We start from the raw sequence: 26,494 nt of genomic DNA on the forward strand, positions 1-26,494 counted from the left end.
GAATGCAAAGCAAATACGATAAGTTTTTTATTGGCGATATTCATGGACGCTTGGATAAATTAGAAACGTTATTAAATGATATTGGTTGGGATATTGAAGAGCCTTGTTATCACTTGGTGTTTGTTGGCGATTTAATTGATAACCAGACCAACCCAAATGTGCAGCAAATCAAGCTATTAAGTTTTGTGAAAGAGCTTGTAAACAAAGGGCTTGCGACTTGTATTCTGGGCAATCATGAATTTAATGCGATAGGTTGGGCAACTTACCACCCCGATACGGGTCTTCCACTTCGAAAACATAGTGAAAATAACCATAAACAACACCATGCCTTTTTGACTGAAGTAGGGGAATCATCAGCACTTCATCAGGAGTGGGTTGATTGGTTTAAAAAGCGACCTTTATTTGTTGAGTTTGCAGAGGTTCGAGCTATCCATGCTTGTTGGAATGATGAATGTATTGAGCGAATAAAGTCTTATCTCGATTCAAGTAACTGTATACGTGAAGAGCATTGGATAAACGCTTTTGATGAGTCTCATGAGCTTTTTGAGTTAATTGAAATATTACTTAAAGGGCCAGAAGTGAATCTACCCAAAGGTATAACCTTTAAAGATAAGAATGGCATTGAAAGAAGGACCATCAGAATAGCATGGTGGAACGATACCGCTCGTACTTATCGAGAGTTAGCCTTAATCGAGGATAAATATCGCTCATTACTTCCCGATATCCCTATTACTGATATCGACTGTAAACCAGTAACGAAACCGGTGTTCGTTGGTCATTACTCCTTGTCAGGGGAGCCTATGTTACAAAACGAAAAGGTAGCTTGTGTCGATTATAATGCACAAAAGGATCAATATCCCTTGGTTGGATATTTATACTCAAACACAGTTGATACAGATAGCCAGCTTTCACACGACCAATTTTTCTATGAAGGTAGAATCAGCTTTTTTGAAACCACCGAAGGGCAAATAAGCAAAGTATTACTAACTTCAGTGGATGAAAAGCTTTCGAAACTTCGGAAACTAGAATTAGAGTCAGAAAATCCAATTACTGGTATTGCTTATGAAGCAACTGCACAGTATCCAGTTCGCCACCAAACGGCTGTAGATCGAGTTGATGAATATCTATGGTTACAATGGGACCCCATTGGTGTAAATGATTGGGAAGATTGTCGTGATGAGTACCAAGCTTATTGTGAGGATGTTACTCGCTTCGTGCTGTTCGGCTCTATTGAGGATTTAGCTTTGTATCTTTGGGTGACGATCGTTTACCAATTAGGTTTAAGCGCAAATTCTATAGAAGAGCAAAATACTCTTAAGCAAGATTGTGCTGTGCATGCTAACCGATTAAGACAACTTGTTTGGAAGTGAATCTATGGGTGTAGTGGCTGAGTGAATTTGGCCACCTGAATGGATATTTGTAATACCTGAGTTAATTCGTGAAACGCTAAATTAGTAAAATCGTTGACTCGTTTCTGTCCGTGCGACGTGAAGTCGCATGAAGCGCTGTTCACCGCGAAAAGAGTGAACCGTTTGTATCACCAGACGACCCTAAGGCTCTGAATAAAGCAGCGAGCCTGACAATGTAACGAAGTTTGGCATTGTGCCAAACGGGAGCAGAACCGTGAGGGGATGCTCCTCCTGATAACCACGAATTGGGTGAGTGCTAGGGAAATGATATGAACGCCTCCCCAACCTACGGAGGCTGACGATGATTCGATTGACGAGGAAGGATACTCCCTGTCACGGCATCAAAGTGCCCAATATGGTTCAATTTAGTGAACAATCGACATTGGGAGTATCCAACATGAACAGTAACGTATTTGGTGTTGACATCGCAAAACAAGTTTTTCAAATTCACTGGGTCGATCAAGAAACCGGTGAAATTCACTCTGACAAAGTGAAGCGAAAAGATTTTGTTCAGTACTTTGCCAACCAACAACCATCAATGATAGGAATGGAAGCTTGTGGTGGTGCTCACCACTGGGGAAGACTGTTTAAAGAAATGGGTCATACCGTGAAGCTGTTGCCAGCAAAGAAAGTCAAACCTTTCGTTTATGGCAATAAAAATGATGTGGTAGATGCTCGTGCGATATGGACGGCCATGCAACAACCAGACATGAAGTTTATTGCAGTAAAAACTGAAGAGCAGCAAGCGATTCTTAGCATTCATCGCATGCGAGAACTGCTGGTTAAACATAGGACGGCGCAAATAAACTCGATACGCGGTTTGTTGACCGAATTTGGCCTAGTGATGCCAAAAGGCAAGCAAGCATTTAAGGAAAAGCTACCAGATTGTTTAGCAAAACTGGAAGAGGATACGCCAAGTGCCTTTATGTGTGCCTTACAGGTTCAAGTGGAACGATTAACTCAGTTGGACGAAGATATTAAACAACTGGAAAAACAAATCCAAAGCTGGTTTAAGCACGATGAAGATTGTCAGCGTATCGCCAAAGTACCAGGTATTGGACCACTCACTGCCACGGCACTTATCGCTTCCATGGGGGATGCGTCAGCGTTTAAATCCAGTCGAGAATTTGCAGCATGGGTAGGCATGGTTCCACGACAAACAGGAACGGGAGGTCGAGTGCACTTACACGGGATCAGCAAACGAGGCGATGTGTATTTACGTACTTTGCTTATCCATGGGGCGCGAGCAGTGATGACCCATAGTAAAGAAAAAAGTGAATGGCTCGTGTCTTTGCAAGCAAGACGACCGAAAAATGTCGTGACGGTTGCGTTAGCTAACAAGATAGCTCGAACCGTTTGGGCATTAGTGGCCAACCAAACCGAATATCAGCCTTGTTAAGCAAGACTGACTACTAATTTAAACTAACACAGGATGTTCGCAGAAAATTTGCCAAGGTGTATCAAAGAGTAATGACAAACAGGTAAGACCAAGCCTTATAAAACCTGAATACTGACCAGAGCATTAAGCTCGCTAGGGAAATGAGGAATAAGGCTGCGGAAATCATTAGGGTCGGCAGAATGTCTGCCAATGTAGACCGAATATAAAACTGCCACCTAACCATGTTTGAAAATAACTCAATGATGACCTAGCAAATGGGGAAGCGTTCATATAAATCAGTATGATGAACGAAAGTGAATCCATGTAAGGTGCGTTATGCGATGAAGCAGCGGAAGTGGTTAATACGCTGTGGCCAAAACGGCGATGGGAGTAGGAAAGAGATTGGACAGTGCTCTTTCGTGATCGACAGGCTCCTCGCACTATAGTGGGCATCTAACCTGATATTGCGCGACATGCGGAACACGGTAAGCCAGTATCGTTCCTTCGGGAAAGCTGTCTGTGAAGAGAGCCGATAGCGGTGCTGGTAAAGGAGGTTGGAAAAAGCGAACGCTGCATTGTAATGATGCAGATACAGACAGATGTCTGACACGAAAGTGTGCCCACTTCCAACTGGTCTCCCATTGCAAGATGATTTGGAAAACTTTATTTAAGAAGGAACGCAGATGATCTCTTCTCATGAAGTGAGTGCCCCTTCTGGCAGCGCCCAATGGCAATCCATCGACTGGAAAGCGGTTGAGCGCCATGTGTTAAGGCTCCAGATGCGCATTGCAAAAGCAATCCGAGAAGGTAAACACGGTAAGGCGAAAGCACTACAGTGGATACTGACTCACTCGAAAGCAGCAAAGCTTCTCGCTGTTCGTCGAGTCTCACAAAACAAAGGCAGTAAAACGCCAGGAATTGACGGCGACATCTGGAACACCGATGCACGTCGAATGGCGGCAGTCAGTTTACTGAGCAGAAAAGGCTATCGGGCCAAACCGCTCAGAAGGATCTATATCCCGAAGAAAAACGGCAAACTCAGACCATTAGGTATCCCGTGCATGATAGACCGTGCGCAACAAGCGTTACATCTTCTAGCACTAGAACCAATATCTGAAACAATTGCCGACCCTAACAGCTATGGGTTTAGACCCAATCGAAGCGTAGCCGATGCAATACAACAGTGCTTCAAATGTCTATGCAAAAAGGGAGCAGCACAATGGGTTCTTGAGGGGGATATCAAAGCTTGTTTTGACAAGATAGGTCACCAATGGCTACTTGATAATATCCCGACAGACAAAAGGATGCTCAAGCAATGGCTGGAATGTGGCTATATAGACAAAGGTCTCTTCTACAAAACGGCGGAGGGAACACCACAAGGCGGGATAATTTCACCCACCCTGATGTTGCTCACTCTTGTCGGACTAGAAAAGCTAACTAAGTCTATCGCTCGCAAGACAGGCAGCAGAGTAAACTTTATAGGTTATGCTGACGACTTTGTTATCACTGGGTCTTCAAAGGAAGTTCTTGTGAATGACATCAAGCCGCAACTGATGGCTTTCCTACAAGAAAGAGGTTTAACGCTTTCTGAAGAGAAAACGCACGTAACTCATATCAATGATGGTTTTGACTTTCTTGGCTTCAACGCCAGAAAGTACAAAGGGAAACTGCTCATTAAACCGAGCAAGTCCAACGTATTATCATTCTTACGAAACATGCGTGACCTCATTAGAAAACACGCAACAATCCCAGTAGCCGATCTCATCAGTGAGCTTACGGCAGCATAGCTCAACTTAACTCGCCAGCTCTGGTTTACTAAGTGCTTATCCAATATAAGGAAGGCACCATGCAAAACCAGAAAAACCTGATTCAGGCCACTGCTGACTTTGAGCACTGGCGACAAACCCGCATTAATAAACATGCCAGTATCCCCGATGAACTACGCTGCTTAGCACTCAAGCTGCTTGAAGAATATCCGATCAGTCACGTGACCAAAGCACTACGGATCTGCACCACCCAGCTCAATGACTGGCGCAAGCAACTTCCCGTTAAGTCGTCCGCTCCTGATTTTGTTCCGTTACAGATAGAGCCTGATTTACTACCTAAATCAGACCTGAGCCTTCAGCTCACTCTTCCTAATTCAAGTCAGATCTGTATCAGCGGCCTTGTCTCTCCTGACTTATTGCGAGCTCTGATACAAGAAGCAGGAGAAGTAAAATGATCCACCTGACTGCTGAGAGTAAAATCCTGCTTGCGACTCAACCAGCCGATTTTCGCTGTGGTATTGATGGACTCGCCGCCCTGTGTCGTCATCAGCTAAAACAGTCGCCTCGTAGCGGAACCCTGTTTGTGTTTACCAACCGCCGTCAAACCATGCTTAGAGCATTATGTTATGACGGCTCTGGCTTCTGGTTAATCAATAAACGCCTGAGCAAAGGCCGCTTTCAAGATTGGCCCCGTCATCACCAAGATGGGGTGACCCCTGTCGCCGCGAAGCAGCTTAAAGCTCTGTTGGTGGGGCTGCCTGGCTGGCAAAAAGTATGACCGTACGCACACTATTCCCCCTTAAGTTATCGATCCTCACGATCATGTTGACTGATCCCACAATGCTGGAATAATTGAGCGCATCAGCACTGCAAGCCAGCCGACAGGAACTTAAATGGCGCAAGACTTTACCGATATTGACAGCGAAGAGCTGGACGGGCTTATCCAGCGAGTGCACGAGGCAAAGGAGCACGACTTAGCACTGAGTGCGGAAGATTGCCACATCTTGTTGAAGGCATTAAAGACGCTGGCTGCCTTGCAAGAGCGTCTGTCTGATAACGATATCACCCTGCATAAATTGCGTAAGTTGGTTGGCATGGTCAAGTCATCAGAAACGATGGACACTCTACTCGGCCAGAAAAATAAGAAAAACAAAAACCGCGGTCAAAAACGTCCTAAGCCTAAAAATACCCAACCCAGCACACCACCAGTGAAACCGAAAGTCACTCAGCATAAACTGGACGATCTAAAGAAAGGCGATAGTTGCCCCGAGTGTCAAAAAGGCAAGTTATATAAATACGAGCCCGCTACGCTGTTGCGGATCACTGGGCAAAGTCCGTTCGTCCCAGAGCAACACGTTATGGAGCGGCTACGTTGCAATGCCTGTGGTCAGTACTTCACTGCCAAGTTACCTAATGACGTGATAAATGATGGAGAGCCAAGCCAGAAGTATGGTTACAGTGCCCGCAGCCTGATGGCTCTTCACAAGTTTTTTGCAGGTGCACCCTACTATCGTCAGGAGAGTACGCAAGCGCTGATGGGGATTAAACTGACCGCCTCAACCATCTTTGACCAAGTCGAGTTAGTCGCCAATAGCTTGCAACCCATTTATAACTTGTTAAGAGTGTTTGCCGCAAACGCAGAGCACTATTATTTAGATGACACGACCAACCGAATTTTAGACAAAGTCCCGATAGAAAAGCCGCAGAGAAATGGAACAAAAACCCGAGAGCGCAGTGGTGTTTACAGCTCCGGTTTAGTCGCGGGCTTAAAAGAGGGTCGTACTGTCGTGTTGTATCAGACCAATATCGGTCATGCCGGCGAGTTCATCGACGAGATTTTACATGACCGTGGCCGGACACTCGCGCCCCCGATATTGATGAGTGATGCCTTATCCAGCAACCGCCCATCGCTTGATTACGTGGTCGAACACAGTCTGTGCAACAGTCACGGACGACGGCAGTTTGCCGAAGTCCTTAATCAGTTTCCAGATGAAGTGGAGCAAGTACTACAGTGGTATGGTGAAATCTGGCGACACGATGATGAAGCCAGGGAGCTAGGACTTAACGCGGGGCAACGGTTAGCTTGGCATAAAAAGCTATCACTTCCGGTAATGGAGCAGATCCGAAACTGGGGTCAGGCCGAGCTGAACAGGGGAAGTACAGAAGAAAACAGCGGGCTTGGTAAAGCAATTAATTATTTTACTAAGCATTATGAGGGGCTGACCGCCTTCTGCCGTCTCGAGGGAGCACAGCTGGATAATAACCGAGCGGAGCAAGCACTCAAGCTAGTTGCTCGCAACCGAAAAAATGCCCTGTTCCATAAAACACAGGCTGGTGCGAGCATTGCGGATGTGATCATGGCGATGATAGCGACATCAGCCGAAGCGGGTATAAATGTGCTGGATTACTTTAATACGATACAGCGAATGGAAAGTGAAGTTAAGGCTAATCCACAACAGTTCTTGCCCTGGAATTATCAGTCCAATATCTAATCAAAACAGGCTCTGGCTTTCGGCCAGAGCCGCTTCTTAATACCTATGTACACTATCTTCTCGTAAGCTCACATCTCATCAAGATGATAAATCCAAAGCTACGAGGATGGGCGAATTACTATCGCCATTGTGTTGCTAAACAAACCTTCAGCTATGTTGGTCATCAGATGTTTCTAGCGTTATGGCGATGGTCAGTTAGGCGTCACCCAAACAAGGGGCGCAAGTGGGTCGCACATAAGTATTTTCTGAACTTGCAAGGTCAATGGACTTTCCATGGCTGGTTCAAAAAGGCAGGAAAGTATGGCGTGTTCAGGCTGTTTGACATCGCTAAGGTGCCAATTAAGCGACATGTTAAAATCATGAGTCAAGCGAATCCGTTTGATCCTTTTTGGGAAGGTTTTCTCAATGAACGTAAGGTGAAAAATACAGGTCGCAACTCATGGTTTGATCCTGTCGCCACTGCTTTGTGAGTTGCTGGGTAACAATAACGCCTTAGTGGAGGCTTGAGCCGTATGCAGTGAAAGTTGCACGTACGGTTCTTAGGAGGGCGGCATCTGGTAACAGGTGTCGCCTATCCGACAGCGCTAATTTAGCGGAATCATTGCCCCAAAATGAGTTGAGACGGATAGGAAATCGATTGGTAGACCTCAGATTTGGGATGCTTCAGATAATGGGGGCATAAGGCGAGGCCTTATCCTCTGTGTGCTTGCGTTACAAAGGGCGAGCGACCAACACCAGAGTGAATTGCAGAGGTCATACTTTGGAGTACTAGAGCTAATACAGGCAAAAAGAAAGACCTAACTCTACTATTTGCATTGTACAGAGAGCCAACCTATGGGTTCAAAGATTAGCTCGGCAGTTCCTAACTAGCTAATTGGCATGACACTTTGTGCTTCCTCATGTCAAATCCTAATCACATTAACTGCCAGTATGACTTGAGTTGCTTACGCCAATGGTGGAGTATTAATCAAAAGTAATAGCGTAAAGATTCCGTTTCAAGTCTTAAGTCTGCTCACACAATATAAGGTCTATTTTGCTTAATACGGATTTAAAATAGACCTCCAGAGTCGCCTCTTTATGTAAGTAAGCTTTTCTAATTGGATTAAAAAAGAATAAGAAGTAAATATGGATATCAAATATTGGGACGGTGGCCTAGAGCGCCACGAAATCGATGCGATTAAAAAAATTGAAAATGTGCTGAGCACCCCGAATGTACAAAAGTATAAAGGTAAAAGTTCAAATCAAGGACAAGGGTTTGAAGCCTTGCAAGCGTTAAAAAAGCCGTTTAATGAAGCCTGGAAAGGTTATGCAGGCTTTCGTTTTGTCAATAAACATAAGCAAGGCGAAATAGATTTACTGATAGTAACCCATTGCAATATTCTTATTGTTGAACTTAAACACTGGAATGGTAAGCCTGTTACTTCAAATCGTGGAAAATGGTTTTGGGGTAACGAAGATAGAGGTAAATCGCCTGTTGAGGTAACTCGTAATAAAGAATTCTTAGTAAAAAATTTACTTAAACCATTTACAGGCAAGTTTAGCAACGCGAATTTCACACCACGTGTTTATTCGTTAGTCGTGATGACTGGCAACAGCAACTTTACCGGCCTAAACAAAAAAGAACTCGCTGAAACACTTAGTTTGGATGACTTTTGTAAGTTATGTACTAACCAGAAGTTATTTAATGAACGCTTTGACCCTCACTCTAAATCCGAAGTTTTATTAAATGATATCCCTCTTTTAGAAAACAGCTTACTACTAAATGATAAAAAAGTAGAAGCTAGACCGTTATCAGTTGATGGTTGGCTAGGCCAAGAGCAAATTTTTGATCACCCGAATGAGGTTTATAAAGAGTACCTTGCTCAAAGTGAAGCCGACAAAAGTGATCGTGCCATTATCCGCAGCTGGGATTTTGATAAACTTTCAAATCATGATGCTAAAACCCCTGATGGACGTATAAAAATTGCCTCACGTGAACGTGAAGTACTCACCAAGATAAAAAGAGAAAATAGAGAGCTATACGAGCATTGTGTTTCTTCACTAACAATACCGACTAAAGAGAAGATAACCTCGCAGTACAATGAGGTTGTTGAGCTTCCTCATGGTCATGAACGCCTTAATGATTTTATTGTTACCTATGGTGAAAACTTAGCCATTGATGAGCGTGTTAACTTGGTTAGAGTGTTAATAGCTCGCTTTGCAGATTTGCACCAACTACAACTCGCTCACCGGGATATAGGTAAACACAGTATTTGGTTAAGTACTGGGCAACGTGTCGCGCTTTCTAACTTTATTTCGGCATTTGCTCGTAAGAAAGAAACCGTAGGTGATATTCGTGATGAGTTATCGGTATACAACCAAGCTACGCCTTCGCTATCTCCCTATCATTACGATGTTTCTCGCCTTGCGGTTATTGCGTGGGCAATTCTTGAAGCCAAACGATTAACACCAGCGCTTGAAAAATCACTAGAGAAAGACCTCTCACAATGTGATGCTTGGTATGGCGACACGTTATTAAAAGCACTTAACGGTAAAGGCTTTGCTAATGCTGGTGAGTTTTTAGATGCTTTGGTTGAACAAGAGCCAAGCAAAGAAGCTGCTTTTAGTTTTTCGACTCAAGAATTAGATCGATTTGTTAAATCGACTAAAGTTGGTCGATTGCACCCTGAAGAGGAGTTTATTTCTGAAACTGATTCAAAAGAGGTATATAAGGCTGACACTGGTGTAGTAAAAGTTTGGAATAATATTAATCCTACTGACATTAATGCTGGCCTCGGACTGCGCACGTTATCTTTTTTAGAGCGAGTCGAAAAACTGCAAAGCCTCAATTTAAGCTTTATTCCGTCTATTGTTGATTATGGCATTACCGCCCGAGATAGCTCGTTGTATTTGGTGAGTGAATGGATTGAGGGTGAAAATTTAGATCCATATCGTATGCGTAATCGCAGAAACGATATTGTGAAAAGCTTAGTCGCACATGTTGAGCATATGCACTCTTTAGGCTTTGCGCATGGTGACTTAAAGCCTGAGAACGTTATTGTAGATAAGCATGGTGACGTTTTTATTATTGATGTTTTAGATTTTCACCATGATGCTGAAGAGTTGCTTAATACCGAATATAGTCCTGCTGATATCGAAAATAGTTCAGCCTTTGAACGTGATAACTATGCGGTAATGAAAATAAGTGCAGAGCTACTAGAAATTGATTGGGGCACAGAAAGTTCAAACTTTGAAGCCGTTAGCCAAGCTATTATTCACGAACTTGAAGACGTTGATTTTGGCTTTAGAGAATTAACTCGTTTTAAAGATGCCGTTTTAAACCCAGAAAAAATAACACAACCATCGGTTGAAACGATTGATATTGAAATAGGAGGAGTAAGAGAAAATTTTGATCCTCTAACAATATACCCTGATAACGGTAAGTTATATGTTTCGATCGAAGACAGTGATAAAAAAGCCTCAGATTTGGTAATGAAATTTTGTGGATTAGGTGGCTTCTTTAGGCTTTTCTTCGATCAAGTAAGTTTCACTTTTAAACATGGCTTAGCTCCTAAAACAAGAGATAGTATTTATCCTAGAGATATCGAAAATGCTGTTTTAGAACTTCCTTTTGCTATTCGTATAACCCAAGGTAGAGCAAGTAATCTAGAAGCACTCAATAGACGTATTCGACAGTTTTATAGTTTCGAAAACGCAGTTAAACAATTTCAATTAAAACAGAGAAAAGTAGAATCTCTTTTAGTAGAACAACCCACTAATATTATTGAGGCTGAAACCAGTGTTGAGCCGATATCGACCAAAGAGCTTTGGAAGGCAATTCTTAAAACAGAGACTGAATCTCATCCATATGTAGAGCTTATTGGCGAGCCAAGAACACATAAAGATGATAAAGACATTCTTATACTGCCATACGAAGCTGAAAAAGATCCACTTGATGGCTTTACCGCTAAAGATCAAGTTGAAGCGATTATCGTTAATGATGAAGCAGACTACTTTATTGGCGAAGTTAATTTATCAGCCTCAGGATTGAATAGAGTGCAGTTATCTCGCTATTCGAATAGAGCTCACCGATTAACTGAAGAAGATATCATTTTCTTTCGCAGTAAAGCGGATAAGTCGTCTTTTAATAAGCGAAAGAACGCATTAACTCGTATTCTTGACCAAGATTCAGTTGTTGAAAACTTATCAGATTATTTTGAGCCTGACTGCGACTTAGTGCCTACAGACTATGACTTAACTGTCACTGACGAAGACTTTAAACGTTATGACCGTAAAGACGATAACGGTAATGCTATTAAGCTTAATGATAAGCAACGAATAGCCTTTCAAAAGCTTCTAAGATTTGGCCCTCTTTCAATGTTGCAAGGACCACCAGGTACAGGTAAAACTGAGTTTATTGCTGCTTTTGTTCATTACCTAATTGAAAAGCAAGGCACTGAGCGAATTTTATTGGTAAGTCAGTCACATGAAGCTGTAAATACAGCTGCTGAACGAATTAGAAAACATTGTAGTCGATTAGAGACCGATCTTGATGTAGTGCGTTTTAGTCGAAGTGAATCAACGATTTCTCACTCTTTACGTGATGCTTATTCTGACAATATTGTTAGTCAAAAAGTAGAACAATTTGAGACTCAATTAAAATATCGAGTGTTGAACTTAGCTAAGTCATTAAAAGCTCCGGCTGATTATTTAGAAGCCTATTTAACGTTAGATAAGCAAATCCTTTCACACATTATCGAGCAACAAAATGCATTAATAGCGCTTGATGATGAAAAGTTAGTTGCTAAACAGAAGAAAGAGCTTAAAAAACAAATTGGTGAAAGGAAGTCATTAATTAACAGTAGACTGCCACAGAGTATACGTACCAACAAAGATTGGCATGATAATTTGAGTGAGGTTCGTGAAGGTTTAATTAAAGATTTAAACCATGAGTATGCTATTGAACCAAATATCTCTAGCTCAGTTCAACGATTAGTAAAATTGTCGAAAGATATGATACGGGTTATGCAATCTGGCAATGCGAATATGGACGAGTTTTTGGCCCGTTCAAAACAACTGGTCGCAGGTACTTGTGTTGGTATTGGTAACTGGAATATTGATATAGCAAGTAATCAGTATGATCCGCACCAGCAGTTTTGGACACCGAGTTAAGTGAGTACAATCACTAACGAGGTGAACCATGACAAGCAAGAAAAAACGTATTATCCATTCCCCTGAATTTAAAGCAGAAGCCCTGAAGCTAGCAGAGAAAGTGGGAGTAGCTGCGGCAGCGAGACAACTGTCGTTACACGAATCCCAGATCTATGGTTGGCGTAAGTCAGCTAAGAGCGACACCAGCACCAGTCAGCGGGAAAAAGATCTAGCCGCTGAAGTTGCCAAACTCAAACGACAATTGGCTGAGCAAGCTGAAGAGCTAGATATAGTAAAAAAGGCCGCCACCTACTTCGCGAAAAACCTAAAGTAGATTGCTACGAATTTATGCTCGAACACCTGCTTTGCTTCAGAGTTGCCCGCATGGCTAAGGTGTTCGGTGTTTCACGAAGTGGGTTTTATTACTGGATTAAGCATCGCCACAAGGCCATCCAGCGCGAGGTAACTCGCCAAGAGCTTGATACGAAGGTCAAAGAGGCTTTTGATAATAGCAAAGGTCGTGATGGCTCAAGGCGCATCCAGAAAGAGCTGGCTGAGAACGGTGATAGCCGTAATGTTAAAACCATTGCCGCCAGTATGAAGCGGCAGGATTTAACGCCGAAAGCGGCACGTAAGTTTAAGTGTACGACGGACAGCAAACATAAAATGCCAGTTGCTCCGAACCTGCTGGCTCAGGATTTTAAGGCAGAGGCTCCGAATCAAAAGTGGGCGGGAGACATCACCTATGTTGCGACAAGCGAAGGCTGGCTGTATTTGGCGGTAATCATTGACCTTTATTCCAGGCAAGTAGTCGGTTGGTCTATGGATACCAGAATGACGGCAACTCTGGTTTGCGATGCGTTATCAATGGCCTTGTTCCGTCGAGGGTTCCCTGAGCAGGTTATCGTTCATAGTGACCGAGGTAGTCAGTACTGCTCAAAAGATTATCGAGACATCATAACCGCTTATAATCTAAAGCAAAGTATGAGTAGGAAAGGAAACTGCTGGGATAATGCTTGTGTTGAGAGCTTCTTCCATTCATTGAAAGTTGAAGCGATCCAGTATGAGCCGATCATGACGCGAGACGAGATGCGCCAAACGATCTTTGAATACATAGAGGTTGATTATAATCGGACAAGAAGGCACAGTGCTCTTGGGTATCTAAGCCCAGTTAACTTTGAAAATCAAAATGTCGCTTAATGAAGTGTCCAGTCTGGCTGGAGCAGATCAGTATGACTGGATCATTATTGATGAAGCGGCTCGTTCCATTGCAAGTGAGCTAGCAATTGCGATGCAAGTAGGTAAACGAGTGCTACTTGTTGGAGATCATAAGCAACTACCACCTCTTTATACAGATCCTCACAAAAAAGCCTTAGCAAGACATTTAGGTATTCAATCATCGAATGATATTGATGAATTAATTGAAAGTGACTTTGCTCGTGCGTTTGAAAGTGATTATGGAAAACAGGTTGGTGCAAAACTACTTGTACAATATCGAATGGCTCCTGCTATTGGTACTTTGGTCTCTCAGTGTTTTTATGATGGTGAGCTAGAAAATGGTGAACGAAAGATCCCTGATATTTACCGTGATGTACCCAAAGCATTGAGTTCAGCTGCAACGTGGCTTGATACATCGAATTTAAATAAAAAAGCACATCATCAAACGGGTTCTGGTCGAAGTATTTACAACGATGCTGAAGCTGATGCTATTGTTGATTTGCTTAAACAGGTTGATGAAAACGAGACTTTTGTTCATTCATTACTAGAGCAAGTAAAAGAAGGTGAAGCTGCTATTGGTGTAATTTGTATGTACGCCGAACAGAAAAGACGTATAAGACAAAAAGTTAAAAAAGCATCTTTGTCTGATGAACTAACTAAATTATTGAAAATTGATACTGTAGATAGTTATCAGGGTAAAGAGAATCGCGTGATTATTTTATCGGTAACACGTTCAGAGCAAAAGCAAGGTTCAGGATTCTTAAAGCTACCAAACCGAATTAATGTTGGCCTTTCAAGAGCTATGGACCGTTTGGTAATTGTTGGTGATAAGAGAATGTGGCAAGGAAAGAATAGCCAATTGCCATTTGGTAAGGTTATTAAGTTTATGGAAGAACACGCTAGTGAAGACTTGTATCGCTTTGTAGACATTACAACCAAGAAATTTAAGAAGGCGGTATAACTGTTATGGAAAACACAACGATTGAATTTAATGAAGTAGATTATATTGTACCTACTGAAACATTTGGTATTGAATACTCCTATTTAAGTAAACAAGGCTTTCCGTTCATAAAAGAATTTTTGCTTAAAGCACTTTATATTACACCGCTTTCGAAGTTTGAACTGTCTTCATTTTTTGGCTTTAACCAGCGTGAATTAGCGGCTGCTATTGAAGAGCCTATCAGTAAAGGTGAAGTTGCATATTCTGACGAAGGAAAGCTATTTTTAACCACATTGGCAAAAGGTTATTTTTCATCATTAGATGATAAACCTATGATCGAAAAGCCACAGTCTAGAACTTCTTCTGTTTCATTTGAATTAGCAGGGTTTAATAAAGTTAAAAATCAGCATGAGAATTGGCATACGGGTCTTCGTTTAAATGTTAACCATGAAGTACAAAGCTTAAGTGAGCAGCATGCAAGAGCTATGTTTACAAAACACTTTCAGCAGCTAGTAGAAAGAGGTGAATTGGGGGTTATTAAAACTCATGATAACTCGTTACCTAGCCTTTATTCAGTTGATAAAGTGTCTAGAAAGAAAACTATCGCTCACAGAATTAAGCGTAAGTTTAAGATAGATTTAGACAGCCGAATTAAGCCTTTTTATGTTGATAAACTTTACGAAAATGATGAGGCAATTACACAGGCTATTGCAAAAGAAACTGACAACATCAGATTAGGTAACAATCTACATAGTATTACAGCTGCATGGGATGCTTTTGAAGATATGTCTGTTAGTCGTTTTATCAAAGATGACAGTATCGACTTTCGAAGTATGCTGGTTGAAATGGTAGCTGGCACTTCTGATAAACCGTATGAGCTTTTGGTTGGTCCATTATATGCTAAGCAACCTTGGAATGTTATTGAGAGCAATTTAAAAAAACTCAAGTCCCAGAAAAAGACGCAAAAACCAAGAGAGCTATGCTGGTTTGGTGCTAATACTCGCTATTGGGGAATGAGTGAAGGCTTTAATAAAGCTAAAGATAGCCTGAATAACTATAAAACGAATGGAAAAAGCACAAATTATAAGCTTAAGGTGTATTTACCTTGTGATGACCATCAGAATGTTGAAAGGCAAGCTGGTAGAGCATGGAAACACAAATTAGGTAGCATTGAGTTTTGTGAAGGTATTAGAAACGGCTTATTTGATGGTAGCGTTGAGGTTTTACTCTTAGATAATGAATTTGCTGCGGTAAGTTATCACTTATCAATGCCTGATCTTAGCCCTGTTCATATTCCGCTAGGTTTTTTCACAACAGACCAAAAGTTAGTTGCTAAAATAGCTAACGTTGCTAATGAGTTTTTAAAAGGCTCGGTATCTCATGGAAAGCCGAATTTAATCGGTAAATTGTAAGTTAGAGCCTGATTTTGGGAAGTGTTACATCTGATTTTAGTAATATTGTGGATGAGTGAGCGAGATCAGTTGCATACAAACTGTTTGCAATACTAAAAGTAATCTAAAAAGACAGTGTATCCTAAGGAGTGTAACTCGTTTTTGTCCAAAAATGATTTAGCTGACAAACGATGAGTCACAGTCTAAAGATGTCTCATGGACCTTGCCTCATACTTTGGATACACGACTTACCATCGCTAAGCAGCGATGGTATTCACACAGGTGGTCAGTCGAGATACCAGTTCGTCGCGTAAACCACGGCAACGACCAGAACGGTCAGAATGACAGGGATAGCCAGCATCTTTAACAATTTTTTCAAAGAGCTTTGTGGTTCAAATACCACACCTGCCGCTTCCTTCACTCTGCGATCTTCATCAAAATGCCATTTAATCGCAAAGTAGGCACCAATCGCTGTTACGATAATTTTGAGAGCTCCGGCAAAGTACGGAAAGAAGTTAGCCCAACCGCTGTTCATTGTTTATCTCCATCAAATTTAATATCGATTTTACGGCAGCATAATGAAAGGATAATGTTTACTTTTACTCTTTGATATCGCTAAACCGGACGTTTCTGATTTGCTCAACGCCGGACATATCAACGTGCGATAGACACTGTCAGGCGTTCTAGCTCGTGCAAGTCTACTGCTCGCGACCGCTGTTCACAACCTACTTTGTTATATAAGGAGTGATAGCTGGTTGATTAAAGTACTGAAAGCTCTGGCACGCCTGGGTCAAGCCTGGAGCAGCCAGCAAAGCCAACGCTGATTGCTCATGTCACAAAGCAGTAACGGGATAAGCGGAGAGTGATAAAGCCAAAACGGGGCGGTTTGGCCCGTTCAAATCAAATCATTGTGCTAAACAGGGCTAATTCAGCGGCCCGGTGTTCATCTGAGTTTCCTGCATTTCGTTCAGTCCGCCACCATTGTGCACGTGAGTGAAGCCCTGTTTTTGCAACGCTTCCATTGCCATCGCAGCACGACCACCGCTGCGGCAATACACCACAATCGGTTGCTGCTTATCGATATCATGAAAGCCAGTGCCAACGTCACTGAGAGGAATATTACGCGCTTCGGGTAAGTGGCCGTCAGCGTATTCCTGCGTCGTGCGCACATCAATCACCAATGCGCCATTATCTATCATCCGCCAAGCCTGCTCAGCCCGCTCGCTCGCCAACACCTGACCCACAGGCAAAGCCAGCATGAACGCCAGCCCCGCCGCTTTCCAGTTAACTCCAAACATAATTACCCCTGTCAGAAGACAATATAGTTTCATCGAGTCCAATAAAGTCTGATCACTTACAATAAAGTTTGTCACTTTTCCTCTGTCAGTTCACTTGGCAGAGGTGATGCGAACCGACTATAGCAAACACGCCTTTGCCCCATTATCATTTACGGCTAAAATATTCGCGGCCACGAACTACTGAAATTTGCCCAAATACAGCTCATGTAACGATAATGATATTTATGCAAAAATAGTGAGTTTCTATGTTTGCAAAGTCGCTTCGGGACAAAACCGCCTCCACTCTTTCTCACCAATTTAATCAACCGGTGGGGTTAGAACCTGCAGTCGTGCTTCATTACAAGCCGCTTCGAGCTTATGAGGTAAGGCATCATCAGAGATCAAATAGTGGAAATTTAGCAAGTTACCGATTTTGTATGTGGCGGTTTGATTGATAGTTTTCTTTTCTACTATCAGATACTTTTTCATGCTCCTTTCCATAACCAGATTCGCAATGTTTGCTACCAACATATCCGAAGCTGTCACGCCAAACCTATCGTGAACACCTGCGGACGAAATAAACACTTTCTGAAATATCATAGGTGTTAGCACATCATTAGAGGTGGAGACGAAGATATCATGTACAGCGTTATAATCGCCGCCTTGCAAGATAGACTTACAGTTAGGTTTATTCTTTAATGCCAAAAAGACATTCATAGAAGCAGTAACACCTGTAAATTTCACATGATCGGGTATTGAACCAATAATGTCAGCGTTAAGTACTCCGTTGTCGAAATACACTACATCATTCATCTCTATAAAGTCAGAAACGATAGCCGAGATATAGTTGTTCACTTTGACTGGAGGGAAAACTGTTGTATTGCGCGCTTTCTGAAGTGGAGTCGCCTGAGAAGATACTTTCGAAGACATCTGTTCAAGATCTTCCGTAACTTCATCATGAACGATTGGATCACCACGACGGATATATCCGCCGTAGTATTCAAGAGGAAAAGAATGAGCAGCATTTGAGCTTAAATCACGACGAACTGTCATTTCTGACACTTCTAAAAGGCGGGCGATTTCTTTCAAATGAATTTTGTCGCTGTGTTTTAGGCATGCTTCAATTCGTCGAAGTCTTTCTAACTGCTTTGTAACCATGTTTCTCCATTTTCGGCCTTTTACAGCCGAAGGCTTCTTACTCTTAGTAACCATTCGTCGTTGGAGCTTCACCCGTGACAATGCTCACACTCGCACTAGCGCCAACTCGAGACGCCCCAGCGTCAATCATTGCTTGTGCTGTTTCTTTGGTGCGAACGCCGCCAGATGCCTTTACTCCCATTTGTTTGCCAACAGTATCACGCATTAACTTAATATGCTCAACAGTTGCACCACCTGTTGAGAAACCTGTTGATGTTTTCACAAAATCAGCACCAGCACGCTTGCTAATGTTACACAGTTCAACAATTTGTTGGTTGGTGAGTAGGCAGGTTTCGAAGATGACTTTGAGCAATTTCGGCCCACATGCCTCTTTTATAGCGGCAATCTCTCTTTCAATAGCATCCCACTCACCGTCTAAGACATCGCTGATGTTCACTACCATGTCAATTTCATCAGCGCCTAACGAGATTGCATTTTGAGTTTCAAACACTTTAACAGCAGTGGTGTTTGCCCCTAAAGGAAAACCGATAACTGTGCAGATCTTAACATTTGATGTCTTTAGGCGTTCGGCGCAATGCTCAACAAAATCAGGATTGATACAAACAGAGAAGAACTGGTGTTCGTGGGCTTCATCACAGAGTGTGTTGATTTGGTTAGTTGTGGCGTTAGCCAATAATAGTGTGTGGTCAATATAGTGATTCATGTTGTTACCCTATGCGTTAATCTTGGATTAGAGTGTATGTTACTTTAATAACATTTCAAAGTTGCAATGTTATCATATTAACCTATAAATGTGATTTAGTGCTGGTTTTTTCATTGATTAATAGGCGTTAATATCATTTAAGTGATCCTAATCTCAGTAAATACTCATAAAGATCGATTAATGTTAGTTTTATAACATTAATAAGGGAGGTTAAAAATGAAAACAATTGCAGTTATCGGCTCAAATATGGTCGATCTCATTTCATACACAGACCGTATGCCAAAAGAAGGTGAAACATTAGAAGCTCCATCATTCAAAATGGGATGTGGTGGTAAAGGTGCTAACCAAGCCGTAGCCGCCGCGAAAATGGGAGCAGATGTTGTAATGGTAAGTAAAGTGGGTGACGACATGTTTGCCGACAATACAATTCGAAACTTTCAATCTTACGGCATCAATACTCAATATGTGAGCAAAGTACCTCAGACTTCAAGCGGTGTGGCGCCAATATTTGTTAGTTCCACATCTCAGAACTCTATTTTGATCATTAAAGGAGCGAATGAGTTTTTAAAACCAGCTGACATTGATAAAGCGGAAAGTACCTTGGTGGAGTGCAGTTTGATTGTGCTTCAGCTAGAAGTACCACTAGAAACTGTCTATGCTGCCATCGAATTTGGTAATAAGCATAGTATTCCAGTATTGCTAAATCCTGCGCCTGCAGTACCTGAGCTTGATATTGAATATGCTTGTCGTTGTGACTTCTTTGTGCCTAACGAAACTGAACTAGAAATTCTAGTGAACAAGCCTGTTGAAACGGTTGAACAGATTAAAGAAGCCGCCACCATTCTTCTAAATAAAGGTTTGAACAACATCATCATTACCATGGGTTCGAAAGGTGCACTTTGGTTAAGCAAAGATGGTAAAGACGTATTCATTGAGCCAACCAAAGTAAACGCAGTGGATACCAGTGGTGCGGGTGATGCATTCATTGGCTGCTTCTCTCACTACTTCATGCAAACTGGTGATGTACAGACGTCCTTAGAAAAAGCTTCACTGTTTGCTGCATTCAGTGTGACGGAAAAAGGAACACAGTTCTCTTATCCGAGCATTGAACAATTCGAAGAGTTTGAAACAAAGCACTCTAAATAATACTAACGGTCTGAAATAACAATTAAAACTGGCTCATTATTTCTAATGAGCTACAGATAACCTGTTCTTTAAGGAACCCTACAATGATAAAAAATAATACCATCCAAGGCTCTGATGGCTATTTGGATAGAACACCAGTATTTCAATTTATACTATTATCTTGCCTTTTTCCTTTATGGGGGTGTGCGGCTGCATTAAACGATATTCTAATTACTCAATTTAAATCTGTCTTTGAATTATCTAACTTTGCAAGTGCCTTAGTACAAAGTGCTTTTTATGGCGGTTATTTTTTAATTGCGATCCCTGCTTCTTTAGTCATTAAAAAGTCGTCGTATAAATTGGCTATTATGATTGGTTTGTCGCTTTATATCTTTGGCTGCGCTGCATTTTTCCCTGCTTCTCATATGGCAACTTATACTATGTTCCTAGCAGCGATTTTCTCTATTGCAGTGGGTTTGTCTTTTCTGGAGACAGCGGCGAACACATATTCTTCAATGTTGGGGCCAAAATCGCATGCAACACTGCGCTTGAACATCAGCCAAACTTTCTATCCAATAGGCGCTATTGCGGGTATCTTGCTTGGTAAGTACCTTATTTTCCAAGACGGTGCGAGCTTAGAATCACAAATGGCGGCGATGTCTCCAGATCAGATTCATGCGTTCCGTCTAGAGATGCTAGAACATACGCTGAAGCCTTATAAGTACATCATTTTCATTCTTATCGGTGTGTTAGCGTTGTTTATGTTCACTCAATACCCGAAATGTAAAGTGGCTCAACAAAGTGGTAAAAAAGCCCCTTCTATTGGTAAAACGCTTAAGTATTTATCGACTAATAATCGCTTCAAAAAAGGCATCATTGCACAGTTCTTATATGTAGGTATGCAGGTCGCGGTGTGGTCGTTCACGATACGTTTAGCACTAGAAATGGCTGATATCAACGAACGCGCAGCATCAAACTATATGGTGTACTCATTCGTGTGTTTCTTTATAGGTAAATTTATTGCCAACATCCTGATGACAAAATTCTCTGCTGAGAAAGTACTCATTGCTTATTCTGTGATTGGTATGGCGTTTCTTGCTTATGTATCTCTAGTTCACGATTTTAGCGCGGTATACGTAGCTGTTGGTGTGAGTGTTTTGTTCGGTCCTTGTTGGGCAACTATCTACGCTGGTACATTAGATACGGTAGATAACGAATACACGGAAACAGCGGGAGCTGTCATTGTTATGGCGATCGTAGGCGCAGCAGTGGTACCTGCTATTCAAGGTTTGGTGGCTGACGCTATTGGCATGCAGCTTTCGTTTTTGGTCAACTTTATTTGCTTTGGATACGTTGGTTATTATTTCTTAGGTGAAATGAAAAATAAGAACCAAAGCGAAAAACAGACTCAATTAGCAGAACAAACAAATTAATGTAGCAAAAAGCCACTTTATAAGTGGCTTTTCTGTTCCGGAGAAGATTTATGTATATCATTCCACTAAACAAAGCACAGTTTAATCAGCAAGAAACAATTTTAATTCAATCTGAGGATTTTAAAGTATCAGCGTTCCAATATAACTCTGGGGTCGAAGGGTTAAAAATCGAAAATGCGAAAGGTTATTTAACAATTCTGCCTTACATGGGGCAAATGATTTGGGATGCGAAATTTCTAGGTGAAGACATTTGTATGGAGAACATGTTTTCGGAGCCGAAACCAAACAATGAGATTGTAGCCACATACGGATGTTTCGCTTTCCATTCTGGCATGATTAGAAATGGCTGTCCAAGTCCTGAAGATGATCACCCGCTGCACGGTGAAATGCCGTGTGCTAATATGGATAAAGCATGGTTAGAAGTCGATGAATATCAAATTACTCTAAAGGGTGAATATGAGTATGTAATGGGTTTTGGAGACCACTACTTAGCGACTCCGTCAGTTTCTATTGAGAAGGGGGCGTCTATGTTTGAGATTAAAATGAAAGTGCAAAACTTAGCTTCGGTCCCAATGCCACTACAGTATATGTGTCACATGAATACGGCATACTTCCCAGAGGCGAAGATGACGCAAAACATTCCGGATAGTGCGGTTAAGTTGCGTAAATCGATTCCCGGCCATGTTAAGCCAACACAACAATGGCTCGATTTTAACGACACACTCAAAGCGCAATCAGCACCCATTCAACAGCTTTCTTCACCAGACATGTATGATCCTGAAATCGTCTATTTTATGGATGACTTGTCCCAGCATACTGACAATGCTGAGTTTGAAATGACAATACCGAATGGCAAGACGTTAATTACTCGATTTGATACGACAGAATTCAACTATGCAACGCGTTGGATCTTGTACAACGGAGACCAAAAAGTCGGAGCCTATGTCCTGCCTGCAACTTGTCGACCAGAAGGTTACTTAGCCGCTGAGAAAAACGGTACGTTGATTCAATTGCAACCAAAGGAAGTGAGAGAGTTTACAGTGAAAACAGGCATTGTTGAAAAATAAAACTTTGCGGTGTGATGTAAAAAACAGCCATTTGTTTGGCTGTTTTTTTAGTTTGAAAGCAATTTTGTAGACAAAAAAGTAAGAATCTATGAATCCACTTATTTGCATATAAACGATGTAGTTCACTCAGACCGTATTCTGACAACGCTGAACAAATACCACAACCTCAGCATCGAAACCGCTCTGGTCATCGAAGAACTGATTCCAGTGGACAAAAGAGATGCATGAAGATAAAGAGCTACTTGATAAGCTAAATCTTTCAGTGTATGAGATGGTGTTCTACCGGGCCTTGGTTGAAAACGAGGCCTCAGTACATGAACTTGGCGATCATGCTTTGCGAAACCTCGCTATAGAGTTAACAGTTCAGCTTCGTAATTCAGCAACGCTTGACTGGCAGAAGCGTGAAAGTGTCCGTGCTCGTATGCGTAACTTAGTTTGTCGACTGTTACGGCGGCTGGACGTATCCGCCAGATGCCGCAGAGGAGGCTATCAAACTTGTACTTGAGCAAGCAGAGGTTCTCGCTGACGCGTGTTACAAATAATGACAAAAGTAAGCTATCAACCTTGCCTTTTGAATATCTATGCATAACTTGTTTGATAGCCGTCCAGATGATTACATCTTTTGGTCAAAAAAAAGTAATCTAATCAGAACGAATTAGAGTTTTATAACCAAGCAATATTTGTCCAAAACGTTTTTAAAATTGATCAATATTTATTGTATTCATCGTGAGTTGTTCACTCGCAACGTGCTTGAGAAGTAATCAAACTTTATGTAACAATCGTCAGTTATTTACATCGAGTACACTGTGCTAAGTTAAAAATGCACATTAGAATTTTTTTGCTTTCATTCTCTCACTTAGGCGTAATGTGCCTTTTTTAAGGGGTATAAAACCGCTTCACGTCAAGTTCCATCCTGAATTCATATTGCGATTAAATGTTGAAATGGGCCGACTAAAAGGGTGGGTCAAATCGAAGCAAGAAGCCGCACAAGAGCTTGATGTTGATCTTGAATCCATCGCTCACCTATATAACTGTAACGTTCAACTTGGGGCTAATAACATCCGTTTATTACAAGCAGCCTAACGTTCCACACTCTTCCATAAAGGCTGTGTATTCCACGCAGCCTCATTTTATATAAACGACATTTTTTTGGTCATTTTTTAAAAAGTGACCTTACTTTATTTAACGAAACCTAAAAGCGTGAGAACCCAATGAATTTAGAGACTCTAAGCCAATTTTCCTTTGAAAAGCTGTTAACAGGAATTCAGTGCCAGTTTAATAATAAGCCAATGCCCGAAGAGCTTAAGCGCGTTGATTTTTCAAGCCTTATCTTGGCTGTTAATCAACAATACAACGGCCAAATTGATGAATACAACGAGTTAGTCGATACGCTTTTAAGCCGCGATGAAACTATCGAAAGCTTAGAGCTCAAAGTGCATTCGAATCTTTCGCAAGTTAACAAGGCCCAACAGAAAATCGCCACACTGGCCGAAGAGTTGAAAGAGCGTGACCTATTAGTCGAATCGCATAAAGAGCAATGCGAGAACTTGGCAAAACAACAACGTGAAAAAGATAAGCAAATCCAACAACTCAAAAAAGACCTAAAAGCGGCAGATGCGGAAGTTACCAAACTAAGAAAGGCGGAGAAACGCGCTAAGGCACAGATATCACGCTTGAAGAAAAGTCTTGCGGCCGCAAAAGCGGAGATAGTGCCTGACGCAAAGCGCAAGATAAAAGAGCTGATTGAAACGTCCAAAACTATGCTGCGTGAGCTTTCCATTTATAAACAAGCGGCAAAAGCAACTGAGATGGAAAGTTATGTCGCCCCTCTGCATAACCTTTATACCGATAAAGATTGTCACGTTCTGCTGGTGGATAAGCCTCAGCTGGTACAGGTCAATAATGGCAAAGATCACTTCTATCAATACACCCTGCTATTCGCTCATGGTTGCGGTACGTATTACACCTATTGCCTTGCTAACAAGTCCAGTGACGAAGAAGAACACAAGTTTGTGATCAGCTCTGGTGTTTTCCATAAGGCCGATGCAAGCGATGCCGAAAAAGAGAATTTAATCCAATATGAAGTGACCATTCCAAAGCATGTAGAAGCAGCTATGGAAAAATGGCTCGTGAAAGTGAATGTGGAACAAGATGGAAAACTTCTAGCGGAAGACTATCACATGGATTTGCCGTCAAACATTTACCCATCGGCGCAAGCCAAAGCACGAAGCAAAAACATCAAGCGTGTTGCTTAGACACGCTGTTTAGCATGGAAAACAAGCATGATCATTGAACTATCAGCAAAAGGTACGATAAGCATAAATGGGTATTACTTTACCGGTAAAACATTTGAAATCCTAAGCCATGAATGCATCATTATCGATAACTCAGCGATTGATACTTCACTTGAAGCCAGTAGTTTTTTACTCGGCATGGATGTTTTAGTACCGGAAGACGCGAAAATATCGAATATCCAGCAAGATGATGGAGTTGAAAACATTTTCTTTGTTGATACTCCAAATCAGACCACGTAAGCATAGTGGGAACTGGGACGAACAAGGTCACTTTTACTTAACAGCTCAGTTGTTTTGGAAGCTTGATACTCAAGTGGAGTATTTTGAATTACAGTGGCTTAATTGTAGCTAAATGGATTGAAAACTATGGGTTTTGAGGTTAATCAGTATCAAACTTATTACCTTCCCACAGGTGATCCTACGGAAAATTAACAGGAAAATATCACTACAGTTCAACCTTGCATAATTTCAAACTCACATAGACTGCAATCACTAACTCATTCAACAGGTGATCAGTCTATGCTCGACTCACAAGCAACCCAATCTTTAACAAATTCACTATTAACGAACCTCCGTTATTCCGTAGGGGCTGCAAATGCAGAAACTATTGCCGCCAATCTACTTTCCGATCTTTCCACCAGCAATTCGTTAGAAATGGAAAACTTAAAGATCGGCTTTCTAAGTCTACTTCTAGCAACAAAGCCAAATAGCACCAGTAACGCACTATGTGAAAGTACCGGCCAGGAATGCCATTTAGACATTTCAAGCTACTCCGCAATTCGAATCCATTAATTATAAGCAGTAAGAGGAAGATATGAGTGACATTACCAATATCGTGAATAACGTAACCCTTGAAATCGTTATGCGTTTTAGCATGGAAGATATTGAAACTTACCTTTGTACCAATGAAGAGTCAGCCATCACCCTTGAGGCTTTATTAAAGGAAGAGCTTGAGCAAATGGGCATCAAGCAATGGGTTCTGGCTAAACTGGCCGGCATCTCTACTTTACCCGAGGTTTCTCCGATCATAAAAAAACTAGGTATTTCCTTGGTGCGAAAGTTCCAAGACGACCATTACTCATTAGTTACCCAGCATATCGCAACAGCAAATGATATTGGCGGTGTTAACTGGGAAAAAGAGCTGATTTTGGAAGCTGATAAACAATTTCTTATCGTCACTAAGATTCAGCAGTCATTAAACAAAGAGCTAAAGTCATGGCTTGAAACTCATACGAACAGCAACGCTTAAACAAGGAGCTAAAAATGGAAAATACAGAAACACAAGAAACAACAAACCAGGCAACCGCTAACGCTTCGCCACCACCAGCGAACATTGAAACAACAACGGTTGAAGCATTAAGTCCTCTTGACCAAAGAGTGAAGAAAAATGGGCTTATCGCTTATGCGTTAATGGGGTTGGGCGTATTTACAGGTCTAGCGTTTATCGCTGCGATTATTTTCGCTTATGCAACTCGTGAGGAAGCGAAACAAAGCAAATTTGCTGACCATTACTCCAATATCATTAAGACTTTTTGGATCAGCTTTTGCGTTTTTATCGTAGGTTGCATTACTGCGGTGTTAGTCATCGGATACTTCATCATTTTAGTTAACTTCCTGTATGTCATCATCAAAGTGGCAAAAGGCGCAGCACGATTGAACTCGGACAAGCCATACAAGCAGATTTAACAGCATTCTGATTTCGACTTAAGCACA

The 26,494-nt window shown here is 41.7% G+C and carries 22 protein-coding genes and 3 pseudogenes; 21 read left to right on the top strand and 4 right to left on the bottom strand.

The features are described 5' to 3' along the window. The first annotated feature begins 2 nt into the window (after window positions 1–2). From VCASEI_RS18635 to VCASEI_RS18685, 11 genes and pseudogenes are all read left to right on the top strand, one after another. Window positions 3–1,370 carry a metallophosphoesterase gene (locus tag VCASEI_RS18635; protein WP_110957858.1) on the top strand — a complete coding sequence of 456 codons (1,368 nt, stop codon included), beginning with the start codon at window positions 3–5 and terminating at the stop codon, window positions 1,368–1,370. A 436-nt stretch (window positions 1,371–1,806) separates the two neighbouring features. Continuing rightward, entirely contained in the window at window positions 1,807–2,808 is a 1,002-nt protein-coding gene (locus VCASEI_RS18640; protein WP_110957886.1) for an IS110 family RNA-guided transposase, read from the top strand. A 662-nt stretch (window positions 2,809–3,470) separates the two neighbouring features. Beyond that, window positions 3,471–4,553: pseudogene (gene ltrA / locus VCASEI_RS18645) on the top strand (group II intron reverse transcriptase/maturase); the annotation flags it as partial. Between the two features lie 80 nt (window positions 4,554–4,633). Next, window positions 4,634–5,008, top strand: coding sequence for a hypothetical protein (locus tag VCASEI_RS18650; RefSeq protein ID WP_110957753.1), 375 nt, complete (start codon window positions 4,634–4,636; stop codon window positions 5,006–5,008). Next, entirely contained in the window at window positions 5,005–5,331 is a 327-nt protein-coding gene (gene tnpB, locus VCASEI_RS18655; protein ID WP_004393962.1) for an IS66 family insertion sequence element accessory protein TnpB, read from the top strand. The genes VCASEI_RS18650 and tnpB overlap by 4 nt, the downstream gene beginning before the upstream one ends. Before the next feature lie 115 nt (window positions 5,332–5,446). After that, a complete protein-coding gene (tnpC, locus tag VCASEI_RS18660; RefSeq protein ID WP_110957756.1) occupies window positions 5,447–7,045 on the top strand; it encodes an IS66 family transposase in 1,599 nt (532 codons plus the stop codon). A 71-nt stretch (window positions 7,046–7,116) separates the two neighbouring features. Beyond that, window positions 7,117–7,515 (top strand): annotated as a pseudogene (locus VCASEI_RS19910) (group II intron maturase-specific domain-containing protein); the annotation flags it as partial. A 655-nt stretch (window positions 7,516–8,170) separates the two neighbouring features. Further along, the gene (locus tag VCASEI_RS18670; protein ID WP_238321431.1) at window positions 8,171–12,196 is read left to right on the top strand and encodes an AAA domain-containing protein; all 4,026 of its coding nucleotides are present in this window, start codon (window positions 8,171–8,173) and stop codon (window positions 12,194–12,196) included. A gap of 28 nt (window positions 12,197–12,224) precedes the next feature. Beyond that, window positions 12,225–13,375 (top strand): IS3 family transposase gene (locus VCASEI_RS18675; RefSeq protein ID WP_110957751.1). Its coding sequence is split into 2 segments (ribosomal slippage): window positions 12,225–12,468 and window positions 12,468–13,375, totalling 1,152 coding nucleotides; the frame shifts between segments, so codons are not numbered across the junction. A gap of 4 nt (window positions 13,376–13,379) precedes the next feature. Continuing rightward, a complete protein-coding gene (locus VCASEI_RS18680) occupies window positions 13,380–14,354 on the top strand; it encodes a DEAD/DEAH box helicase (RefSeq protein ID WP_272948329.1) in 975 nt (324 codons plus the stop codon). A 5-nt stretch (window positions 14,355–14,359) separates the two neighbouring features. Further along, window positions 14,360–15,745 carry a hypothetical protein gene (locus VCASEI_RS18685; RefSeq protein WP_110957860.1) on the top strand — a complete coding sequence of 462 codons (1,386 nt, stop codon included), beginning with the start codon at window positions 14,360–14,362 and terminating at the stop codon, window positions 15,743–15,745. A gap of 265 nt (window positions 15,746–16,010) precedes the next feature. Here the strand turns inward: VCASEI_RS18685 and VCASEI_RS18690 are convergent, their stop codons facing one another. From VCASEI_RS18690 to deoC, 4 genes are all read right to left on the bottom strand, one after another. Continuing rightward, window positions 16,011–16,259, bottom strand: a complete 249-nt coding sequence (locus VCASEI_RS18690; protein WP_027695173.1) for a hypothetical protein — start codon at window positions 16,257–16,259, stop codon at window positions 16,011–16,013. Between the two features lie 388 nt (window positions 16,260–16,647). Continuing rightward, complete coding sequence (locus tag VCASEI_RS18695) at window positions 16,648–17,022, bottom strand: rhodanese-like domain-containing protein (RefSeq protein ID WP_038149449.1); 375 nt, start codon at window positions 17,020–17,022, stop codon at window positions 16,648–16,650. Between the two features lie 297 nt (window positions 17,023–17,319). Continuing rightward, window positions 17,320–18,159, bottom strand: a complete 840-nt coding sequence (locus VCASEI_RS18700) for a DeoR family transcriptional regulator (protein WP_238321432.1) — start codon at window positions 18,157–18,159, stop codon at window positions 17,320–17,322. A gap of 43 nt (window positions 18,160–18,202) precedes the next feature. After that, window positions 18,203–18,862 (bottom strand): deoxyribose-phosphate aldolase, encoded by a 660-nt coding sequence (gene deoC / locus VCASEI_RS18705; protein WP_089110870.1) that lies wholly within the window; start codon window positions 18,860–18,862, stop codon window positions 18,203–18,205. Between the two features lie 216 nt (window positions 18,863–19,078). Here deoC and rbsK point away from each other — a divergent pair, with 216 nt between their 5' ends. The 10 genes and pseudogenes from rbsK (at window position 19,079) to VCASEI_RS18755 (ending at window position 26,467) form a co-directional block, all read left to right on the top strand. Beyond that, entirely contained in the window at window positions 19,079–20,008 is a 930-nt protein-coding gene (gene rbsK / locus VCASEI_RS18710; RefSeq protein WP_089110869.1) for a ribokinase, read from the top strand. An 83-nt stretch (window positions 20,009–20,091) separates the two neighbouring features. Next, a complete protein-coding gene (gene fucP, locus VCASEI_RS18715; RefSeq protein ID WP_089110868.1) occupies window positions 20,092–21,420 on the top strand; it encodes an L-fucose:H+ symporter permease in 1,329 nt (442 codons plus the stop codon). A 50-nt stretch (window positions 21,421–21,470) separates the two neighbouring features. Next, on the top strand, window positions 21,471–22,487 hold the full coding sequence (locus tag VCASEI_RS18720) for an aldose 1-epimerase family protein (protein WP_174208768.1): 1,017 nt from the start codon (window positions 21,471–21,473) through the stop codon (window positions 22,485–22,487). Between the two features lie 111 nt (window positions 22,488–22,598). Next, a pseudogene (locus tag VCASEI_RS18725) lies at window positions 22,599–23,029 on the top strand (type I restriction enzyme endonuclease domain-containing protein); the annotation flags it as partial. Window positions 23,030–23,354: 325 nt separating this feature from the next. Next, window positions 23,355–23,570 (top strand): hypothetical protein, encoded by a 216-nt coding sequence (locus VCASEI_RS18730; RefSeq protein ID WP_110957861.1) that lies wholly within the window; start codon window positions 23,355–23,357, stop codon window positions 23,568–23,570. A gap of 128 nt (window positions 23,571–23,698) precedes the next feature. Then, window positions 23,699–24,742 carry a hypothetical protein gene (locus VCASEI_RS18735; protein ID WP_089110866.1) on the top strand — a complete coding sequence of 348 codons (1,044 nt, stop codon included), beginning with the start codon at window positions 23,699–23,701 and terminating at the stop codon, window positions 24,740–24,742. A 27-nt stretch (window positions 24,743–24,769) separates the two neighbouring features. After that, window positions 24,770–25,021 (top strand): hypothetical protein, encoded by a 252-nt coding sequence (locus tag VCASEI_RS18740; protein WP_089110865.1) that lies wholly within the window; start codon window positions 24,770–24,772, stop codon window positions 25,019–25,021. A gap of 279 nt (window positions 25,022–25,300) precedes the next feature. Next, on the top strand, window positions 25,301–25,573 hold the full coding sequence (locus tag VCASEI_RS18745; protein WP_089110864.1) for a hypothetical protein: 273 nt from the start codon (window positions 25,301–25,303) through the stop codon (window positions 25,571–25,573). Window positions 25,574–25,595: 22 nt separating this feature from the next. Beyond that, a complete protein-coding gene (locus VCASEI_RS18750; RefSeq protein ID WP_089110863.1) occupies window positions 25,596–26,030 on the top strand; it encodes a hypothetical protein in 435 nt (144 codons plus the stop codon). A gap of 14 nt (window positions 26,031–26,044) precedes the next feature. Beyond that, window positions 26,045–26,467 carry a DUF4870 family protein gene (locus tag VCASEI_RS18755; protein WP_089110862.1) on the top strand — a complete coding sequence of 141 codons (423 nt, stop codon included), beginning with the start codon at window positions 26,045–26,047 and terminating at the stop codon, window positions 26,465–26,467. Window positions 26,468–26,494: the final 27 nt, after the last annotated feature.

Source organism: Vibrio casei, from assembly GCF_002218025.2.
Lineage (GTDB): Bacteria > Pseudomonadota > Gammaproteobacteria > Enterobacterales > Vibrionaceae > Vibrio > Vibrio casei.